This window comes from Roseofilum sp. Guam (assembly GCF_017746735.1).
Lineage (GTDB): Bacteria > Cyanobacteriota > Cyanobacteriia > Cyanobacteriales > Desertifilaceae > Roseofilum > Roseofilum reptotaenium.
Genome location: NZ_JAGHZN010000051.1, coordinates 1 through 18,378, shown reverse-complemented (window position 1 = coordinate 18,378; position 18,378 = coordinate 1). Strand labels below are relative to the sequence as shown.

The 18,378-nt window shown below is 44.1% G+C and carries 14 protein-coding genes and 1 pseudogene; 5 read left to right on the top strand and 10 right to left on the bottom strand.

Translation table 11 applies throughout. The annotated features are described in order from the left end of the window. Positions 1-251: 251 nt before the first annotated feature. The 4 genes from J7529_RS18935 to purE all read right to left on the bottom strand — a co-directional run bounded on the left by J7529_RS18935 (position 252) and on the right by purE (position 4,851). Positions 252-1,445 (bottom strand): 4-hydroxy-3-methylbut-2-enyl diphosphate reductase, encoded by a 1,194-nt coding sequence (locus J7529_RS18935; RefSeq protein WP_318730272.1) that lies wholly within the window; start codon positions 1,443-1,445, stop codon positions 252-254. A gap of 22 nt (positions 1,446-1,467) precedes the next feature. Then, on the bottom strand, positions 1,468-2,370 hold the full coding sequence (locus J7529_RS18930) for a GDSL-type esterase/lipase family protein (RefSeq protein WP_318730271.1): 903 nt from the start codon (positions 2,368-2,370) through the stop codon (positions 1,468-1,470). A 144-nt stretch (positions 2,371-2,514) separates the two neighbouring features. Next, entirely contained in the window at positions 2,515-3,954 is a 1,440-nt protein-coding gene (locus tag J7529_RS18925) for an ammonium transporter (protein ID WP_413038924.1), read from the bottom strand. A 378-nt stretch (positions 3,955-4,332) separates the two neighbouring features. Continuing rightward, the gene (gene purE / locus J7529_RS18920) at positions 4,333-4,851 is read right to left on the bottom strand and encodes a 5-(carboxyamino)imidazole ribonucleotide mutase (RefSeq protein ID WP_318730269.1); all 519 of its coding nucleotides are present in this window, start codon (positions 4,849-4,851) and stop codon (positions 4,333-4,335) included. Between the two features lie 63 nt (positions 4,852-4,914). On the opposite strand from purE, the gene J7529_RS18915 reads away from it, so the two are divergent. From J7529_RS18915 to J7529_RS18900, 4 genes are all read left to right on the top strand, one after another. Further along, positions 4,915-5,916: an ROK family protein gene (locus J7529_RS18915; RefSeq protein ID WP_318730268.1), complete on the top strand. Its 1,002-nt coding sequence runs from the start codon at positions 4,915-4,917 to the stop codon at positions 5,914-5,916. Positions 5,917-5,950: 34 nt separating this feature from the next. After that, positions 5,951-6,943 carry an L-lactate dehydrogenase gene (locus J7529_RS18910; RefSeq protein ID WP_318730267.1) on the top strand — a complete coding sequence of 331 codons (993 nt, stop codon included), beginning with the start codon at positions 5,951-5,953 and terminating at the stop codon, positions 6,941-6,943. A gap of 131 nt (positions 6,944-7,074) precedes the next feature. After that, positions 7,075-8,220, top strand: a complete 1,146-nt coding sequence (gene nagA, locus J7529_RS18905) for an N-acetylglucosamine-6-phosphate deacetylase (RefSeq protein ID WP_318730266.1) — start codon at positions 7,075-7,077, stop codon at positions 8,218-8,220. 74 nt (positions 8,221-8,294) lie between these two features. Continuing rightward, a complete protein-coding gene (locus J7529_RS18900; RefSeq protein ID WP_413038923.1) occupies positions 8,295-8,945 on the top strand; it encodes a Uma2 family endonuclease in 651 nt (216 codons plus the stop codon). 57 nt (positions 8,946-9,002) lie between these two features. Here J7529_RS18900 and J7529_RS18895 read toward each other — a convergent pair whose 3' ends face one another. Then, positions 9,003-10,760: a hypothetical protein gene (locus J7529_RS18895; protein WP_318730264.1), complete on the bottom strand. Its 1,758-nt coding sequence runs from the start codon at positions 10,758-10,760 to the stop codon at positions 9,003-9,005. A 244-nt stretch (positions 10,761-11,004) separates the two neighbouring features. Between J7529_RS18895 and J7529_RS18890 the strand changes: the two genes are divergently transcribed. Continuing rightward, on the top strand, positions 11,005-12,351 hold the full coding sequence (locus J7529_RS18890; protein WP_318730263.1) for a sensor histidine kinase: 1,347 nt from the start codon (positions 11,005-11,007) through the stop codon (positions 12,349-12,351). A 163-nt stretch (positions 12,352-12,514) separates the two neighbouring features. On the opposite strand, the gene J7529_RS18885 is transcribed toward J7529_RS18890, so the two are convergent. The 5 genes and pseudogenes from J7529_RS18885 to J7529_RS18870 all read right to left on the bottom strand — a co-directional run bounded on the left by J7529_RS18885 (position 12,515) and on the right by J7529_RS18870 (position 18,034). After that, entirely contained in the window at positions 12,515-13,354 is an 840-nt protein-coding gene (locus J7529_RS18885) for a class I SAM-dependent methyltransferase (RefSeq protein ID WP_318730262.1), read from the bottom strand. A 24-nt stretch (positions 13,355-13,378) separates the two neighbouring features. Further along, positions 13,379-13,498, bottom strand: a pseudogene (locus J7529_RS24810) (hypothetical protein); the annotation flags it as partial. Between the two features lie 103 nt (positions 13,499-13,601). Next, the gene (locus J7529_RS18880; protein WP_271942421.1) at positions 13,602-14,642 is read right to left on the bottom strand and encodes a permease; all 1,041 of its coding nucleotides are present in this window, start codon (positions 14,640-14,642) and stop codon (positions 13,602-13,604) included. Between the two features lie 155 nt (positions 14,643-14,797). Then, a complete protein-coding gene (locus tag J7529_RS18875) occupies positions 14,798-15,172 on the bottom strand; it encodes a metalloregulator ArsR/SmtB family transcription factor (RefSeq protein WP_318730261.1) in 375 nt (124 codons plus the stop codon). A gap of 78 nt (positions 15,173-15,250) precedes the next feature. After that, a complete protein-coding gene (locus tag J7529_RS18870) occupies positions 15,251-18,034 on the bottom strand; it encodes a PAS domain S-box protein (protein WP_318730260.1) in 2,784 nt (927 codons plus the stop codon). Positions 18,035-18,378 lie beyond the last annotated feature (344 nt).

Below are 18,378 nucleotides of genomic sequence, written 5' to 3'. Positions count from 1 at the left end.
CTGAGAGTCCTCATCGATCATCGAAAGCAAGGGTTGATCGCATTCTCCGCCCTTATTCCCTATTCCCTAGCGCGTAGCGCTATAAGTCATTCCTCAATTAACAAAAACAGGGGGAGTTGGTATATTACCCCTGTTTTTTATAGGGCAATGGGCAGTAAGCAGTGGGCAATGGGATAACACAATTGATGGATCGTTCAAGAATAGGAAAAAACTGGGTTTTTCCTATTCCCTATTCCCTAGCGCGTAGCGCTCTACGCTTTAGCAGCAAAAATCTTTTCTAAGACCTCTTCCACCGCCTTATCAGGAGTGGAAGCACCAGAAGTAATACCGATTACAATCTCACCAGAAGGTAACCAATGGTCAGCAATGGCGATCGCCCCATCCAACGGTTTATGTTCAATGCGATTATCGGCTAAAATGCGAGCGCCCCCATCAATATGATAGGAAGGAATGCCTCTGGCGATCGCAATTTCTTGTAAATGGGTCGTATTCGATGAATTAAAGCCACCAATAACCACCATCAAATCCATGGATTCTTCCACCAAGCCTAACATGGCATCCTGGCGCTCTTGGGTGGCATCACAAATTGTATTAAAACTATGAAAATGCTCCGTCAAGGTATCAGGGCCATATTTTTTCATCATGGTATGTTCAAACAACTTGCCAATCTGTTCCGTTTCACTTTTGAGCATGGTGGTTTGATTGGCAATTCCCACCGCAACTAAATCTCGGTCAGGATCGAACCCTTCCGAGCAAGCTCGACTAAACTTTTCTAAGAACTCCGTCTTATCTCCCCCATGAAGAATATAGTTACAGACATATTCTGCTTCTGCCATATTCAGGACAATTAAATAGGTTCCTGCAAAGGAACTTGTGGCTACAGTTTCCTCGTGCTTATATTTACCATGAATAATCGAAGTGTAGCTTTTCTTTTTGTGTCTTTCTACTGTATTCCAGACCTTAGATACCCAGGGGCAAGTGGTATCCACAATTTTACAGTCCTTGTCATAGAGCTGCTTCATTTCCTGCACGCTTGCGCCAAAAGCAGGTAAAATCACCACATCTCCTGAGTTCACCACCGAGAAATCTTTAGTATTTCCTTCAACCGGAACAAACTGCACATTCATCTTGCGCAAATGGTCATTAACATCTGGATTATGGATAATCTCATTGGTAATCCAGATCTCTTCCGTGGGGAAATGTTCGCGAGTTTCATAAGCCATGGCTACTGCTCGTTCCACTCCCCAACAAAATCCAAAGGACTCAGCCAATCGGATGGTTACCTTTCCCTGAGTGAGCGTATAGTTATTCTCGCGCAACTGTTGCACCAGGGGACTTTGATATGCCGTGTTCATTAACTCAGTCACTTCCTCTTTGTGACCGAACCCTTTGCGATGGTAATTGTCAGATTTTTTGAGCGTGCTAGAAAAGGCTTTAGTATCCATGGATTAATAGAGTGTCTGTGAGTTAGGGATAGCCCTGGCGAGAGTCTAGGTAATGTTGGCTGAACATTTGCATAGCCGTACTCCAAATCAAATAGCCTTGATGATTCAGATGTAAGCCATCAGTAGTTAACTCAGCCCGTAGACTCCCTTGTGCAGTTGCAAACAGGGGATATAAATCAAGATAATATACTCCGTGGGACTGAGCTAGGGCCCAAAGGTGTTGATTCAGTTGGCGAATTCGTTCATTCGAGACCGATAAAAGACGTTCTTTCTGTTCCCAAGTCGCCTGTGGCCCTTGATGGGGCAAGATAGATTGGATGACCAGTTTTGTCTGGGGGTGATTCCATTTCAGGTCTTGAATAATTTGCTTATGGTTATCCAAGATTTCGCGATCGCTCACTCCCTTGAGCAAATCGTTAATGCCAATTAGAATAAAGATCGTTTTGGGGTTCGTGCCATCTAAAAGAGGTAAACGGCGATATAACCCCCCAGAAGTTTCCCCAGAAATCCCCTGGTTGAGCCAAGTTTGTCCACGAGGTAGCAAGGCTGGAGGAAACCATAAACTAATTGAGTCTCCCGCTAAAATGGATAAATTTTCCGGTTGTTGAGTCGCTGCAACTTGGGCTTCTCTAGCCAAGAGTTCCACCCATTCTTGATAGGTCAGGTGATGACTCTGAGGTTTATCGGGGGCTGGGGCTGGAGATGGGGATGAAGATGGGGTAACACTCTGTTGGACACCCGTCTTCACTGAGACGATCTTGGCCTGAGCAGGGATACCAGAAGGAGTATCCGTTATTGGTAGGAGAGATCGCCCTTCGACCGAGTTCATCTCACGCTGCCCCTGGATCAGTAATAAAGCTAAGACCACATTGGCAGATAGAGATAATCCTACCCAAATGGGAATTTTTTTTCTACGGTTGAACACAACCCTACACCGATTCAACAGACTCAATTACCAATCCCATGATAGGATCGGACGCTCAACAAAACAAAGCCGCTAAGGATTAAAGATTTTCCTTAGCGGTTCTCATCAGAGGAAATAACTTAACCTTAAAACACTCTAGAACAATTAGTCTGAGCTACCTTTAGAACTAGCCGCCTTCATTGCATCTGCCATTCCTCCACTCCTTACCCCACTGGACTCTTTCAAGAATCCACTGTAAGCTTCCATGCCATGTTCAGCGATATCCAAGCCTTCAAACTCTTGTTCTGGATGGACGCGGATACCGACTGTTGCTTTGAGCGCTAACCAGAAGATGGTACTGAGCAACACCGTAAAGCCACCAATGGTTAGAATACCGATAATTTGGGCCATCAGTTGATTAGCTCCACCGCCATAAAATAGGCCAGATTCCGTATTAAACAAGCCAACGGCTATAGTTCCCCAAGCCCCATTGACCAAGTGAACCGAAATCGCACCCACAGGGTCATCAATTTTGAGAACGGTATCGAAGAATCCAACTGCATAGACCACTAGGATTCCAGCAATTAAGCCAATAATCACAGCTCCGAGATAGGACACTCCATCGCAACCCGCCGTAATCCCTACCAGACCAGCCAGAATACCATTGATGATCATCGATAGGTCAGGCTTACCATCTTTGAGCCAAGAAACAGCAGTAGCTGAAACTCCACCAGCGGCAGCAGCTAGGTTAGTTGTGACCGCAATGTAAGGAACTGCTTCATCAGCCGCCAGTTGGGAACCGGGGTTAAATCCAAACCAGCCAATCCAGAGGATGAGACATCCTAATGTGGCAATACTCATACTGTGGCCGGGAATCGCGCGGGCTTGGCCATCTTCATATTTACCCAGCCGAGGCCCTAAGATTGCCGCACCCATCAGAGCTGCCCAACCTCCAACAGAGTGAACGACGGTAGAACCGGCGAAATCAGAAAATCCCGTACCCAGGAAACCAATATCGCTTAACATACCGCCACCCCAAACCCAGTGACCAGAGATGGGATAGCTAATACCCACAATCAGTAGGGAGAAGAGGACAAAGGCGATAAACTCAATCCGTTCTGCTACCGCTCCGGAAACAATTGTGGCAGCCGTTCCAGCAAAGGCAGCTTGGAAAAGGAAGAATACCGGAATGGGTAACCCTCCAGGGAATGGATCGAGTCCATAGGTTGCCGGATCGGTGCTGCTGAGGAACCAACCGCCACCACCGATGAAGCCATTACCCGAGCCAAACATCAGGGAAAAGCCAATAGCCCAAAAGCTGAGAGTTGCTAGGGCAAAAACAATCAGGTTTTTGGACAGGATGTTGACCGCGTTTTTCTGACGACAAAATCCAGTTTCTAACATACCAAACCCGGCATTCATGAAGATGACCAGGATGGCAGCAATTAAAATCCAAATGGCATTGAGGACTCCTTGGATATATTCTGGAGACCCGGGTTGGGCAGCTTCTTGAGCTTGGGCGGCTACTTCCCAAATCACCACAATGATTGCGGATAGGGGAATACAGGCAATCCAATTGAGAGTACTGCGACGACCCCATAACATGCGTAGGGCGCTCAGTTGGGGCCGTTGACTCCAGGGCTTATTGCCCAAGAGGTTTGGGAGTTTTTTCGGACTCCCTCCGATATCAAGGCGTTGAGTTTTCAATGATTGTCTTTCCATGAATTTCTTTATTGGAGAATCACCGCAAAAATTTGGAGATGCAGTTTACTCACTGAGTAGGTGACAATAGATAGGCTTCCAGCTTTTCGTAGAACCAATCTAATCAGGATGCTGTCAAACTCAATGCCGACTTTAAGGTTTACTTTAAGCTTGGCTACTCCTTGAATTGGTTCTGTGAATACGATAGATAGATTGCATCAATTTCGATGAGTTTATTCTGTATTCTAGGCTACTTTTTGAAGATTCTGTTGAAAAATTATATTACATACTTTCTAAGTAATCTGCATATCCCAGACGTTCTAATTGAGTTTGTTTATCAATTACCGATTGATTGAGTTGTTGGCGATAGGCTTGAACGGCTTGCAGTAACTGGGGTTGAGAAGTGGCTAAGATTTGAATGGCTAATAGTCCGGCATTCTGAGCGTTGCCGATCGCCACGGTCGCCACGGGAATTCCTCTGGGCATCTGTACAATGGAGTAGAGGGAGTCGAGTCCTTGTAGATGGCGAGAGGCTACAGGTACACCAATAACCGGTAAAGGCGTTAATGAAGCGACCATGCCCGGTAGATGGGCTGCCCCTCCAGCACCCGCGATAATGACTTTAATGCCCCGTTCATGGGCTTTCTGGGCATAGGTGACCATCCGTTCAGGCGTGCGATGGGCAGAAACAATGGCTACTTCAGTTGGGATTTGAAAATCTTCGCAAACGGCGATCGCCGCTTTCATAGTGGGCAGATCGGAATCACTGCCCATAATAATACCAACGAGAGGATCGGACATAAGCATCAGGTATTGAGATTCAGGATTTGATACGATGCAATATACCGCTTAACGGAGGTCAAAATGAGCATTTATTTAGGCATCGATATCGGAGCCAGTACGGTAAAACTGGGATTATGGGATTCGGAAAACGGGGTAATTGGCGATCGCCTAGACAACCCCAGTCGCGCTTCCGAAGGCCCTGATGCTACCGTCAACGTGATAAAAACTGCCGCCCAAGAGATCTTCAAAATCAATGACATTAATCCAAAAGAGGTCAAGGCGATCGGCGCATCTTGTCCCGCCCCCATCGACCCCTCAGGACTATGCGTTTATCCCACCAACATCGATCGCTCCTGGCAAGGTGTAAACGTCAAACAGAAACTCTCTGATAGCTTCAGCTTACCTGCACTCCTGCTCAACGATGGTGATGCTGCCGCCTACCGAGAATACACCGTGAGAGAAGCCCAAAATCAAGCCTCTTCCTCCATGGCTCAGTTTATTACCGGAACCGGATTAGGAGGAGCCTTAATCATCAACAGTAAAATCTTTTCTGGTCCTGGAGTCGGCGCAGAATTCGGCCATATTCTCACAGATACCAGCGACAACGCCGACCTTTGTGGATGTGGTGCGACAGGATGTGCCGAAACCAGAGCCTCCCTACTCGGTCTCAGAAACATGGTCAAACATCGACAAGCCAAAGGCAATGTCCCCAAAGCGCTGCAAGGTGACCCCATGGAAGTGGCCAAAATACTCCGCGAACTCGGTCAAGACGAGAATCCCCTCCAAGATGTTACGGACATCTGGCATGAATATTTTACTAATCTGGGAAGAGCGGTCAGAAGCGTCATCAATACGGTCGGATGCGACCTGATTGTGATCTCCGGTGGAGCGCAGGAAAGACGGAAAAATGCATCCGATCAATCTTATGAACGATTTAAACAGGATGCTATTGGTTGGATTCGCCATGAAATTGACCATTCTTTCCCCCATCTGAAAAACACTAGAGTCGAATGGTCAATTGATACCCTACCGGATAGTGCCGCCTATGGTGCAGCTCAATACGCCAGCATTATTCTGGCCTGATGACATTCACGCTCCTTGCTCCTTCTTCCCACTTATGTTTGAAAATCTCTTTTCCAATCCGAGTACATCGACAACTTCCAGTCCCCTCAATCTCAGAAAAGGAGTAATTATTGGTGCTGGACAAGTTGGTTTAGCCTGTGCCTATTCTTTACTCATTCAGAATTGCTTTGATGAACTGATCCTGCAAGATATTGCCCAAGAAAAAACCGAAGGGGAAGTTATGGATCTCATGCATGGAATACCCTTCATTTCCCCCACCCTCGTCAAAGCAGGAACCGTTGCTGATGCAGGTAAAAATGCAGATATTGTCATTATTACTGCTGGAGCTAGCCAGAAACCCGGTGAAAGTCGATTAAGCTTAGTGGAACGCAATGTGGCCATCTTCAAAAGTTTAATTGCAGAAGTCGTTCAACATTGTCCCCATGCCATTGTGCTGATTGTCAGTAACCCAGTTGATATTATGACCTATGTCACCCTGAAACTATCCGGCTTTCCTAGCTATCGGGTATTAGGATCAGGAACCGTACTCGATACAGCTCGTTTTCGCGCTCTACTCTCCCAAAAACTCAATCTTGACCCCCGTAGTATTCATGCCTATATTATTGGCGAACATGGCGATAGTGAGCTTCCCGTTTGGAGTACAGTGAATATTGCGGGGATGAAACTCTGTGATGGACGGCCGGGATCTCCGAGTAGTGACGATCCCCAATTAGCAGAGATTTTTAATCAAGTGAAGAATGCAGCCTATGAAATTATCCAACGCAAAGGCTATACATCGTATGCAATCGGATTAGCAGTCACCGATATCGTCAAAGCCATTTTGCGTAACCAACGGCGAATTATGACCGTCAGTCGTTTTGTTGATGGATTGTATGGATTACCCGAACTTTGTATTAGTCTGCCTACCATAGTAGACCGTCAAGGTGCGACGAAGTTAATTAACCTATCTCTGAATCAGACTGAACAACAACAACTCAATCATTCCGGTCAAGTCCTACAGAATATTCTGGGTCAATTGGATTTGTAGGGAATTTAGCTTAATCATGAACTTGTAGATAGTAGATAGAAAGGGCCGGTTGAACGAGTCTTGAGTATTTCCATCAATTTCTTTCCCCAATCTACTCCTACAACTATTAACACTTCTGTTTTCTCATTGTCATGAATCCTAATCTGAATATTATTAACGCCCACCTTCCTGGATATCAAGACAAACAAAATATAGTCATTCGAGAAGGAAAGATTCAAGCCATCTTACCCACCCAAGACGAACACACTAGCGATCAACCCATCCTAGATGTTCAAGGGGACTGGATTTCCTTGGCAGGGATCGACCTACAAATTAATGGTGCATTGGGATTAGCCTTTCCCGAAATTACCAGCGAAGATGAGACAAAACTCAATCAAATTTGTCAACTTTTATGGCAACAAGGCGTTAGCTATTTCTTGCCAACTCTAGTTACGACATCTATTGAAAATATCCACCGCTCATTAAAGATTTTCTCACAATTTTCACCCTCTAAAAATGCGGCTCAACCCTTGGGTATTCATTTAGAAGGGCCATGCTTAAACCAAGAAAAACGGGGCGCTCATCCTTGGGAATATCTGCTTCCCTTAACTCTAGAAAACATGAAACAGGTATTGGGAGACTATGCAGAAGTTGTAAAAGTCATCACCCTTGCGCCAGAACTCGATCCCACGGGTGAAGTGATTTCCTACTTAACCTCCTTGGGAATTACAGTCAGTCTCGGTCACTCCCAAGCTACCCTAAAGCAAGCGAAATTGGCCTTTGCACAGGGCGCAACTATGGTAACTCATGCGTTTAATGCCATGCCTAGTTTACACCATCGAGACCCCGGTTTATTGGGTGCTGCGTTAGTGAATCCGCAGATTTATTGTGGGTTAATTGCAGATGGGATTCATGTCTGTCCGACGATGATTGATATTGTATTGCGGGCGAATTCTAAAAACATTTTCCTGGTTAGTGATGCTCTATCACCTCTAGGTTTGCCGGATGGGATTTATCCCTGGGATAATCGACAAATTGAAGTGAAACAGGGAACTGCACGATTACTCAATGGCACGTTGTCGGGGACGACTTTACCGTTATTTGCTGGTGTTGAAAATTTAGTGCGTTGGGGGATTTATGAGTTAGGCGATGCGATTAGTTTAGCCACAGAAAAACCCCGACAAGCTTTGGGGATGCCTGGAATTTCTGCGGGTCAACTTGCCGATCTACTCCGTTGGTCTTTGGATGAGGAAGAGCAACAATTAAGTTGGCAGTGGTTGAGAAACCCGGTTTCTTGAAGAAACCGGGTTTCTGGGTCTCGAAAATTGCTATAATTGAGATTAATTCAATAATGAATAGAGCGTTTGTTGAAATGAGATTACCCACTATTACTGAAGACATTATTGCTCTTGAACCGGGAGATGAATTGATTCTGCGCTTTAGAAGTTGGCAAGATTATGAGGCTTTGTTAGCGCGTCGGGAAGATAGGGCTGGATTAAGAATTAGCTATAACGGTAAAACTCAAGAGATTAAAATTATCTCTCCTTTGGTTAAACAGGCGAATCAATCGGATATATTAGCAGATTTTGTCAAAATTTTATTACGACAACAAGGGAAAGACTGGGATTCATTTCAACCGATTACCTTAAAACGCATCAACCAACAGGGTATTGAACCGGATCATTGTTTTTATATTGATAATCGATTGGCGGTTTTAGGCAAAGAGCGGATTGATTTAGAAACCGATCCGGCTCCAGATTTGGTGATTGAGGTGGATTTAACTTCGATGACGCAACCGGAAGATTATCAGGCGATCGCCCCTTCAGAACTGTGGATTTATAGAGAAAGTAAGTTATATTTTTATCAATTTGATCGTCAGGGTTATCAAGAAGTTCAAAAGAGCCGATGGTTTCCTGAGTATGATTTGAAACGACTCATTCCAAATTATATTGAGCGGGGTTGGGAAATGGGTTCAAGTGTAGCGATTCGAGAATTTGAAGATATTGTGCGATCGCGCCCTTGATATTAGAAACCCGGTTTCTTCAAGAAACCGGGTTTCTGGCTCCCGACAACATATGGCTTACTCTTGAGAATCCCATCCCCACCAAGGACTGACCTCGATTCCTCCCCTTGGGGTAAAAACGACTCGGAAAGAATCAATCCCGCGATCGTCAAATTCAGAAGCTTGACTCATATCCGACAATGGGGTATTGTCCACCCAATCTTGAGCTTCATTGGAACTGGGAACATAACCGATAATTACGCCTTGAGAATCCACAAAAATGCGATAAGTTAGCCGTTGTTTAAATTGGGGATTGGTTTGCCAAGCTTGATCCAGTTGGGTATATACTTTTTGATTTAAATCCACTTGAGAGAGAGCCATAGATGGAGTATAGTCAAATGTTTTTACCGCACTCATGGCTTCTGGTTCTGGATGTTCCATTAGCACCCATTGAGTTAAATCCAAAACATAGTGACTCACCAAAGTAATCCGCTCATAAGACATAAAATAAAAATGCAGTTTATGGGGATTCTGGATATCTCGATGCATCACTAAGCCATTAATGCCGATATCCTTGCGATAATTCATGGCTAGATTGTATCCATCTAGCATGACACTAAATAAAGGACTCTTGTGGGGTGGATTTTGTTTCAACTGCTCGTAGTTATCGGTAAATGGGGGAGCAAAACCAATAGGAATATAGATTCCGCGATCGTACTGATCCGTGGAAACTTGGGGAATTTGATGCCAATCTACTCCACTGACGATAAATTTACGAAGTTTCCCGGATTGGCTCTTGAGAATTAATTCCAATTCTAATAATTCTTCATTGGCTAAAGGGGAATCAATCGTTGTAGCTGTAGCACTCTGTAAATGGGCAATCTGACTATAATCGGTTTTCCAGAGTTTATCCGGATTATAAATTCCTGGAGGAACAAAACTTTGAAACTTCGGATTGGCTTGCTGCAAGTCTTCCCAAGTTTCAAGAGTTTCTAGGGGTTGATTAACCACCATGAGTTTTGCTTTGCTGATTTGCTCATTGGTGGCGAGAATATTTTCGTGTTTTAAGTCTTGGGCATCAACCAGATAGCGGCGTTTTGCCGTGCGTATCGCGTCTAAATCAAAAGGCATTCCACTATAGAAATTAAATCCCGGCCAAGGTTCCATGGATGGGGCATGATCCCAATAGGAAACACCATTGAGTTCGCTGACAAGACGACTATAGGCTCCTTTGGGAAAGTCAAAGTAGCCTTGATAAATTTTTTGTTTTCCCTCTGGAGTTTCGGCAAAAACGGCTAATTCCCAATAGCCTGCACCTAAGCAATTATTGGTGACGGCAATAGAGATTTCTTCACTGGAGTAACCCATGAATCCGTCGGGTAGATAAATTTCTGGGGAGCCAGCAGAGAAAATAACCCGTTGTCGATTAAATTCCCGTTCCGTGAGAAACCATTGAGTTAAGGCTTGATTCCCACGAATGGAGGCAGGGATTTGGGGAATCATTAACCGCAGATCGACATTGTTTAAGAGAATAGGAGTAGATTGTCCGTTTTGGCTGATTTCAAATTCGATATTATAGAGAGAATTTGGGGCACGATAAAAACTAATATTTTCGCCAACGAGGTCAGAGCCTTGAACGGATTCAGTCTGGAGAGGAATTTGAGTTAAGTTAAAATGACCATAACGGAGATAGACAAATCCGGCGATCGCACTTAAACTCAGTACACTAGCCGCCAACGCATAAGGAATTACCCCATGGGGTAAATTGGAGACATACTTAACGGTTTGAACGGGTTGAGTATTTTTGCTTTGAGGTGTTGGTAAAGTAGTCGTCATGATCGAATTCTCCGGATTGTCTAAACCTGTATCGGATAAATCAATCCTAGAAATTGCGATCGCTCATCCACTTCGATCCAATCACCTAAATCAACCGACTCTCTAGTACCAATCTAATCTAGTCCTAAAGCACTATATCCCTTTCACATAAGTGCAGACCTAAGATCCTCGATTCTGTGAAAAAGTTCCCGTAAGATCGGGTATAGATTCACAGATTTGTGCAAGATGAGGACAGGGGGAAGCCATGGGACGTTTTTCTGGATGGAAATCTTATTCTAATCATCCATTTTATCTTTTGCTTTACTTAGAATGGATTTTGCTGGCAATTGCAGTATTAGCAACCTTTGCCCCCTCTCCCGATGCTATTCATTTTTCACCGCCTCCGCGTCCCCAGGGTTTGGAAATGCCTCCCCCCTATCCCCCCATGCCACCGAGTCGCCCAGGAAATCCCAGCCGGTTTATTCCTGGAATTCTCGCCAGTATTGGTAGTTTGGGATTAATGGGTTTGCGCTTACCCCAAGTCCATCACCCATGGATTTATCAGGTACTGTATACAACTTTAGGGTTTGGTTTGAGTGGCTTGGCAATTGCCTTTGGGGGGCGAGGGGCAACGTTTTTTTCCGCTCTCTTGCTGGTAGTTGTCATTCGAGGCTGTTTAATGTTTCCCTGGCGCGGACGGGTAATGGTGGCACTGGTAGCTTATGTTTCGTTTTTGGGGATGTTGATGGGAACGATTTTAAAACGGGTGGGATTTTTTCACTATTTGTCCCGTAAGGTGGAGCAACCTGCGGATTTGATGCAGTTTTTGTCTCCCAGATCCCAAGGGTTTATTCTGCACTTAACCGTTAATTCAGCTCTTTTATTTGGATGGGTATTAGTGTTGGTTCTGTTGTTAGTAGGAGCGCTACTGAGTGAAAAAAAAAGCCGACAAGATTTAAAAGAAGCTCATCGGGAACTACGCCAATATGCCCTGTTGGTGGAAAATCAAGCGGCATTGCAAGAGAGAAATCGTATTGCTCGTGAGATTCATGATTCTGTTGGCCATTATTTAACCGCTCAGAGTATCCAGTTGGAGAATTCAGCGGTGTTTTTAGCTGAAGATCCCCCTAAAGCTCAGGGGTATTTAAAGGAAGCACAACGGTTAGGGAAAGAAGCACTTAAGGATGTGCGCCATTCGGTGTCTGCTCTGCGAACCGATCCGTTGAAGGGAAAGACGTTTGAAGCTGCTCTGATGGAGTTATTGCAAGAGGTGAAGCAGACGACGGGAATTCGCATTGAGTGCAAGTTTAAGGTGAGGTCAGCGTTATCCCAAAAATGCTCGACAGCGCTGTATCGGGTGGTGCAGGAGGCTCTGACGAATGTGGCGCGTCATAGTGAGGCAACGCGGGTACAAGTGTATCTGATGGAAGCGAGTGGAATGGTGTGCTTGCGTTTGCAGGATAATGGACAAGGGTTTGAGCGGAATCTCAATTCTACAGGGTTTGGGTTGCGAGGAATGCAAGACCGAATTCAGGCGATCGGTGGACGTTTTGAAATCAAGAGTGCGTCAGGGAAAGGGTGTCAAGTTGAGGCAGATATTCCGATCAATTAATGATATCAAATCTGGGAATCAATTAAAGTATCAGTTAGGGTGGGCAGGATCGGGTTGTGTAATTTGAATGATGCCGCTTATCCTCCTGCCCACCCTTAAAAATAGATCCGATCTAAATATGAGATGCACCCGGTATGGCATTGTTCTGTGGAGATCTATACTTCTACACTCTATTGGCAATGACGGCAAATTCTCTCGATTGTCGATCGCAAGGGGTTCCCGCAACGTCAGAATAGATCCCTTTAATTGCAAAACCAGCATTAACCAACTCACGCTCAAGCTCTTCAGGCGTAAAATATTGCAACCAGTTGTACACATATCTGGTTCGCTCTGACTCAATAATGGTGTACTTGTCCAGCACTACCTTCTCTTGATTGTATTTGAAGGTATTTAGAAAGCCGTAATACTTGTGAGGTGACCAGAAACCGTTGAGTTGGTTCACCTCATATGTTGCCGTTTCTTCCCTTTGTTCAAATGCAGCCAGGGAATAAACATCAAGTAGGACTGAACCGCTCGGTTTTAAAATCTTATGGAATAGGTCTAGTATTTTTTTTCTTTGTGTTGGACTAAGGGCGCAGAAATCACACATAATCATCAGCACGAGATCGAATCGTTCTTCTGTATCAAAATCCAGGTAGTTCTGATTTACATAGCTGATATTTAATTGTTCGCGGGCTGCAATTTCCTTTGCGTACTCAATGGATCTCTTCGAGAAATCGATGCCGGTTACAGATGCGTCGCGTTTCGCCAAACGGCTTGCATACAGTCCAGGACCACAGCCAAAATCAGCTAAATAAGTTTCACTGCCGATGTTGAACTCAGATACGATCCATTCCACCGATCGATTTATGAATTCAACTTTTCTCGAAGAAACATCAATGGCTGGATTAAGATGAAAGGAGAGCATCTGCTTTGATGTATGTTCATCAGTCCAGAGATCGCTTGCGGTGTAAAATTGGAATGGTTCGGGACGTTCGTTAATTTTTTCTAATTCGTCAAACATTTTCACTCCATATTTATTCCACTCTTAGTTAATCTCATAACCGTAACCTTGCTCGGTTAAAAATAACTGTCGGTGACGGGCAAAATCTTCTTCACAAGTCCTTAAGGAAACCAAAGTGTAAAATCTCGCTGTTCTCCTATCTGATTAACGACTCCATAGAGGATTGGTGCGTTAAAGCTTGGAACAACACCTACCGATAGAGTTAATGGGTAAGTCCTGACTCATTAAGAAATGCTATATCACTGCCCTAAAAGATCACAGCATACATTAGACCAGCTATGACAGAGCCAATAAAGGCAAAGCTCAGATAGGCCAAAAAGACGGGACGACGGGCGAGGGCGAACACAGCAATCATTGCGGGGATGCTGGTTGCACCACCAGCTAACAGAAAGGCCATGCCAGCTCCTGGTGCCATTCCCTGTTGAATGAGTCCACCAATCAGGGGCAAGGCAGCAAAACCATTGAGATAGAGTGGAATGCCTACGAGTGCAGCGCCGACAATCGAGAGAAAACTGGCATCACCAACTAGGGTCTCAATCCAAGCATTGGGAATGTAAACGAGCATCAGGCTCTCAATCATGAAGGCTAAAGCAAGCCATTTTCCTAAGAACCAGGCGTTTTTACCGGCACTGTGCCAAAATTTTTGTCGTCGCTCGACTTGCTGCCAGAATTTCCAGACGATGGGCTTGGGTTTGCGGACTCGACTGCCCCCACAGCCTCCATTGCCCACTCCTTCACGTAGGGGTTGGGTAAAGGATCTGACGGCAATACCGGAACGGATCAGGGCTAATGTGCCAAAACCACCTAATAATCCGATCCCAATGGTTGCGACTGTTTTGGCGATCGCAAACTGTAGACCTAGTGTCCCCACCGTCAGCACGAACATGGACGGGTCCATCAAGGGAGATGAAAGCCAGAAGGCCATCACCGCAGCGACAGGCACACCCATGGTGAGTAAGGCGGCAATCAGGGGGATAACGCCACAGGAACAAAAGGGTGAAAAGGCTCCAAATACAGAAGCGACAACCACCATTACTGAGATTCGACCTTGAAAGGCTCTGGAGATCAGGTTATCTGCACCGCTTGCTTGGGTATACGCGGCAATTCCAATGGATAGGAATAAAAAAGGGGCGACACTCGAAAGACTGTTGAGTGTGAAGGCTAGGGTATCAGAGACTTGGGAGCGTTCGATGAGGGCGAGCAGGAAAAGGATGAGGGCGATCGCCAATACCACCCGATCGAGTTTCAGAACGCTACGATTCAATCTTGTCAGTACATTAGTTGCCATGAGACTTAATTCCTTTGATATTTAGGCAAACATCGAAATAAAAAAACAAAAATTTTTATATGAAATCCCAAAAACGATGCTACAGCTCAATCCCCGTGTGTGGAGTGTCAATCATCTGTAGCAAACTTCTAGGGAGTTCATATCACCCCTTGCTCTCAAGCCTCTGCATCTTCTGATTCACGAGTTGGTGCAACGTTCATTTCATCCAATGGAATGACTTGATTGCGCGTGCAACACTCCTCAAAGAGGAAGTCAATCAGAGATTTGAGAGTTTGGGATCGAACACTGTACCAGATCCACTGACGCTCTTTTTCTGCGGTCACAATACCCACCTGTCGTAACTTGTCCAGATGGTGGGACAAGGTGGGCGCAGAAATCCCCAGTTCCTTCTGAATCTCTCCAGCCGGTAACCCCTTTGGATTAGCGGACAGCAGTAAGCGGACAATTTTTAAACGTGAAGATTGTCCTAGAGCAGCAAAGACCCTTGAAATGTCGTCAAGAGATAGGTCAGTGATTTTAGTTGATTCCATATTTCTATAATAATCGAAATTGAAGGGATGTCAAGTGGTATTCTGCTCAATATCCAGGGAATGGCCGAAGAAGAAACCTTAGTTCATCTTCACGGGTAAGGCGATCGCCCATTCTGTACCTTCCCATTCCGTAGAAGAATACTCAAGGGTTCCTAGATGTTGCTCAGTAATAATTTGATAGGCAATAGAGAGTCCTAAGCCTGTCCCTTGCCCCACATCCTTGGTCGTAAAAAATGGATCAAATAATCGAGATTTTATGGACTCTTTAATCCCAATCCCATTATCAGTAATGCTGATTTTCACCAAGCCAGCTTCGACAAGTTGCGTTATTATGCTGATTTGACCAGTATAGGATTGAATGTCATCTACGGATAGAGTGCGATCGCGCTCTTCAATAGCATCTATGGCATTCATCATTAAATTCATAAACACCTGATTTAACTGATCGGGATAACATTCTACCAAGGGTAAGTCAGCATACTCTTTTTTAATTTGAATCTCTGGACGATGTTGATCCCCTTGTAATCTAGATTGTAGTAACGTTAAACTACTCTCCAATCCCTGATGAATATCCACCGCTTTAATCCCCACCTGATCCATATGAGAAAAAATCCGCAAAGAAGAAACAATAGAATCAATACGATTTGCTCCCTGCTTCATGGACTCTAAAATTTTCGGTAGATCTTCCATTAAAAATTCAAAATCAATCTCTTCTATCGTTTCCACTACCTGTGGCTGAGGATGAGGATAGCTTTCCTGATAAGCCTCAATCAGACCCATTAAATCTTGCATATAAGTTTCTGCGTAGCCTAAATTCCCATAGATAAAACTAATCGGATTATTGATTTCATGAGCAATTCCTGCCATTAATTGCCCTAAACTAGACATCTTCTCAGTTTGAATGAGTTGAGATTGAGTTTGTCGCAATTCGGCCAACGTTTTTTCTAGTTCTTCTGTCTTCCGTCTTAGTTGATATTCGGATTCTCGCAAATCAGATTCCGCTTGCTTACGAGCAGTTATGTTTTCTTGAATTCCTAAAAAATGAGTCATTTTCCGATCGGCATTGAACATAGGGGAAATGGTCGCATGTGCCCAATATAGAGAACCATCTTTGCGTTGGTTATGAAACTCCCCTCGCCATTCATTTCCTGATTTAATCGTCTTCCATAATTCTTTATAATATGCCTTGCTTTGCGCTCCAGAATTCAAAATTCGTGGCGTTTTTCCTTGTACTTCTTGTAAACTATACCCGGTCATTTGAGTAAACTGGGAATTAACATATTCAATTTTCCCTTTTAAATCCGTAATAATAATACCATTGGCACTTTGTTCTACAGCTTGCGAAAGTTGACGCACTTGCTCTTCCGCTTTTCGGCGAGGTGTAATATCTAAACTATACTCAATCATTTGTACCAAGTTTCCGCGATCGTCCAAAATAGGATAGGCATGGACTTCTACAATCATTGGATTTCCTTGGGCATCAAAATGAGTATGTTCTACCACTGTAGGCTGTTTTGTTTTTCGCAAAATTTCTAACGGGCAGGGATGAAAATCCTCGATATTATCCCCACAAATACTATTTCGCTTATGAGTCAAAGAATAGCACTGAGTGTTCTTGATTTTGCCCAATTTTTGAGCAGCAGTATTGGCAGTAATGATTTTATAAGTGGCTACATCAATCACATAAAAAGCATCAGCCAGAGAGTTGATAACATTATTCAAAAAACGATTTTGTTGCTCAATTTTTATTTCTGCATCTCGGTGTTTAGTTTTAGCATCTGTTAACCCTATCGAAAGAATTAAAACGATCGCCGTTAATCCGAGAAACGGTAGAGTGATTTTTTTGCGAATGGGAAGTAGAATTTCCTGGATCTCCTCCGGGGATACATAGGACACCACTTTCCAATAATACTCGGATGCACCGATCTCTAAATCACTGGCAGTAAAGGCATCTGGAGCGCCCGTACTAGATTTCTGTCCCTCACCTAAGGGATAGATCGTGACAAACGTAAACAAGCCATTTTTAGTATAAAATTGACCTTTACGTTCCTGACTAATGCGTTCCCATTCCTGGGGAAACTGCTTGGCGAACGTTTGCGGGAGTTCAGTCGGGCGATCGCTATACATAAACCCCCATAACTGCAATTCTGAAACTCCAGTAAACCAAAATCCTTCTGCATTTAATAACATTAGATTGCCCGGAGCATGAAGCGCTTTCTTTTTTAGTTCAGTTAACAATTCATTGCCTAGATAATTCACTAACATCACGCCTCGTTTCTGCCCCTGTTTATCGAATACAGGCATCCCAAATCGAATCATCGGCTTTAAGGGCTGTTCAATCTTGCCTTCTTCCATATTCAAATCAAAGGGAGACACAAAAATTTCTCCCGCTGAAAGTGCCCAGGTATCTTGAAAGTAATAGCGATTAACTTTATTTTGCAGTTTCTCCACTGGTACAACCGAGGGCTGACCTTTATTAAAATTAACCCGAACAATTTCGAGTCCAATTTGGTCTAAAAACCGAATTTGATCGTAGAGATGTTTATGGACAGAAAAGTGAAACAACTCATTGGATAGAGCATTACGTTGCTCAACTGTTGGGTCAACTAGATAATTTTGCAGTTCATTTAATTCAGCTAAGATTTTCAAATCAGATATAATTAACTGAAACTCTCTGGAAATTTGATCTGTTTGTCCTTCAAGGCTGTTGGTTACTTGGATTTGTAATAGGGTTTTCGCTTGCTTGATTTCTTGAGTATAAATAAACCCAGCAACGGCAGTGATAGGGGCGATCAAGATTAAAAAAATGATCAGTAATCGGTATGCTTTTTTAGATTGAATTAAAGAGATGAATTGAGTCATGGTATATTTTTCTGCTCTAGATCATTCTACACGCTGGTAATGGGTAATCGGTAACGCCAGTATTGCATAGGCTAGAATCGACATTCTATCCTGATATAGCGCGAAGCGCTAGGGAATAGGGAATAGCTTGTATTGCTTTGAGTTTAAGGCTTCAAGCTATACTCCTCCAGAAGAGAGCATCCTTACATCAAATCCGACAGTTAGGAGGAGTCCAGTGCCACTTTAATGCTTTTATAAGGAAATTAACGGGACTTATATCATTTCACTATGAAGCTGCAACCGATCAATCCTTGAGTAGCAAGGGTTTAGAGCCAATCATGAAGCGCATCTTTACATAGAAATGG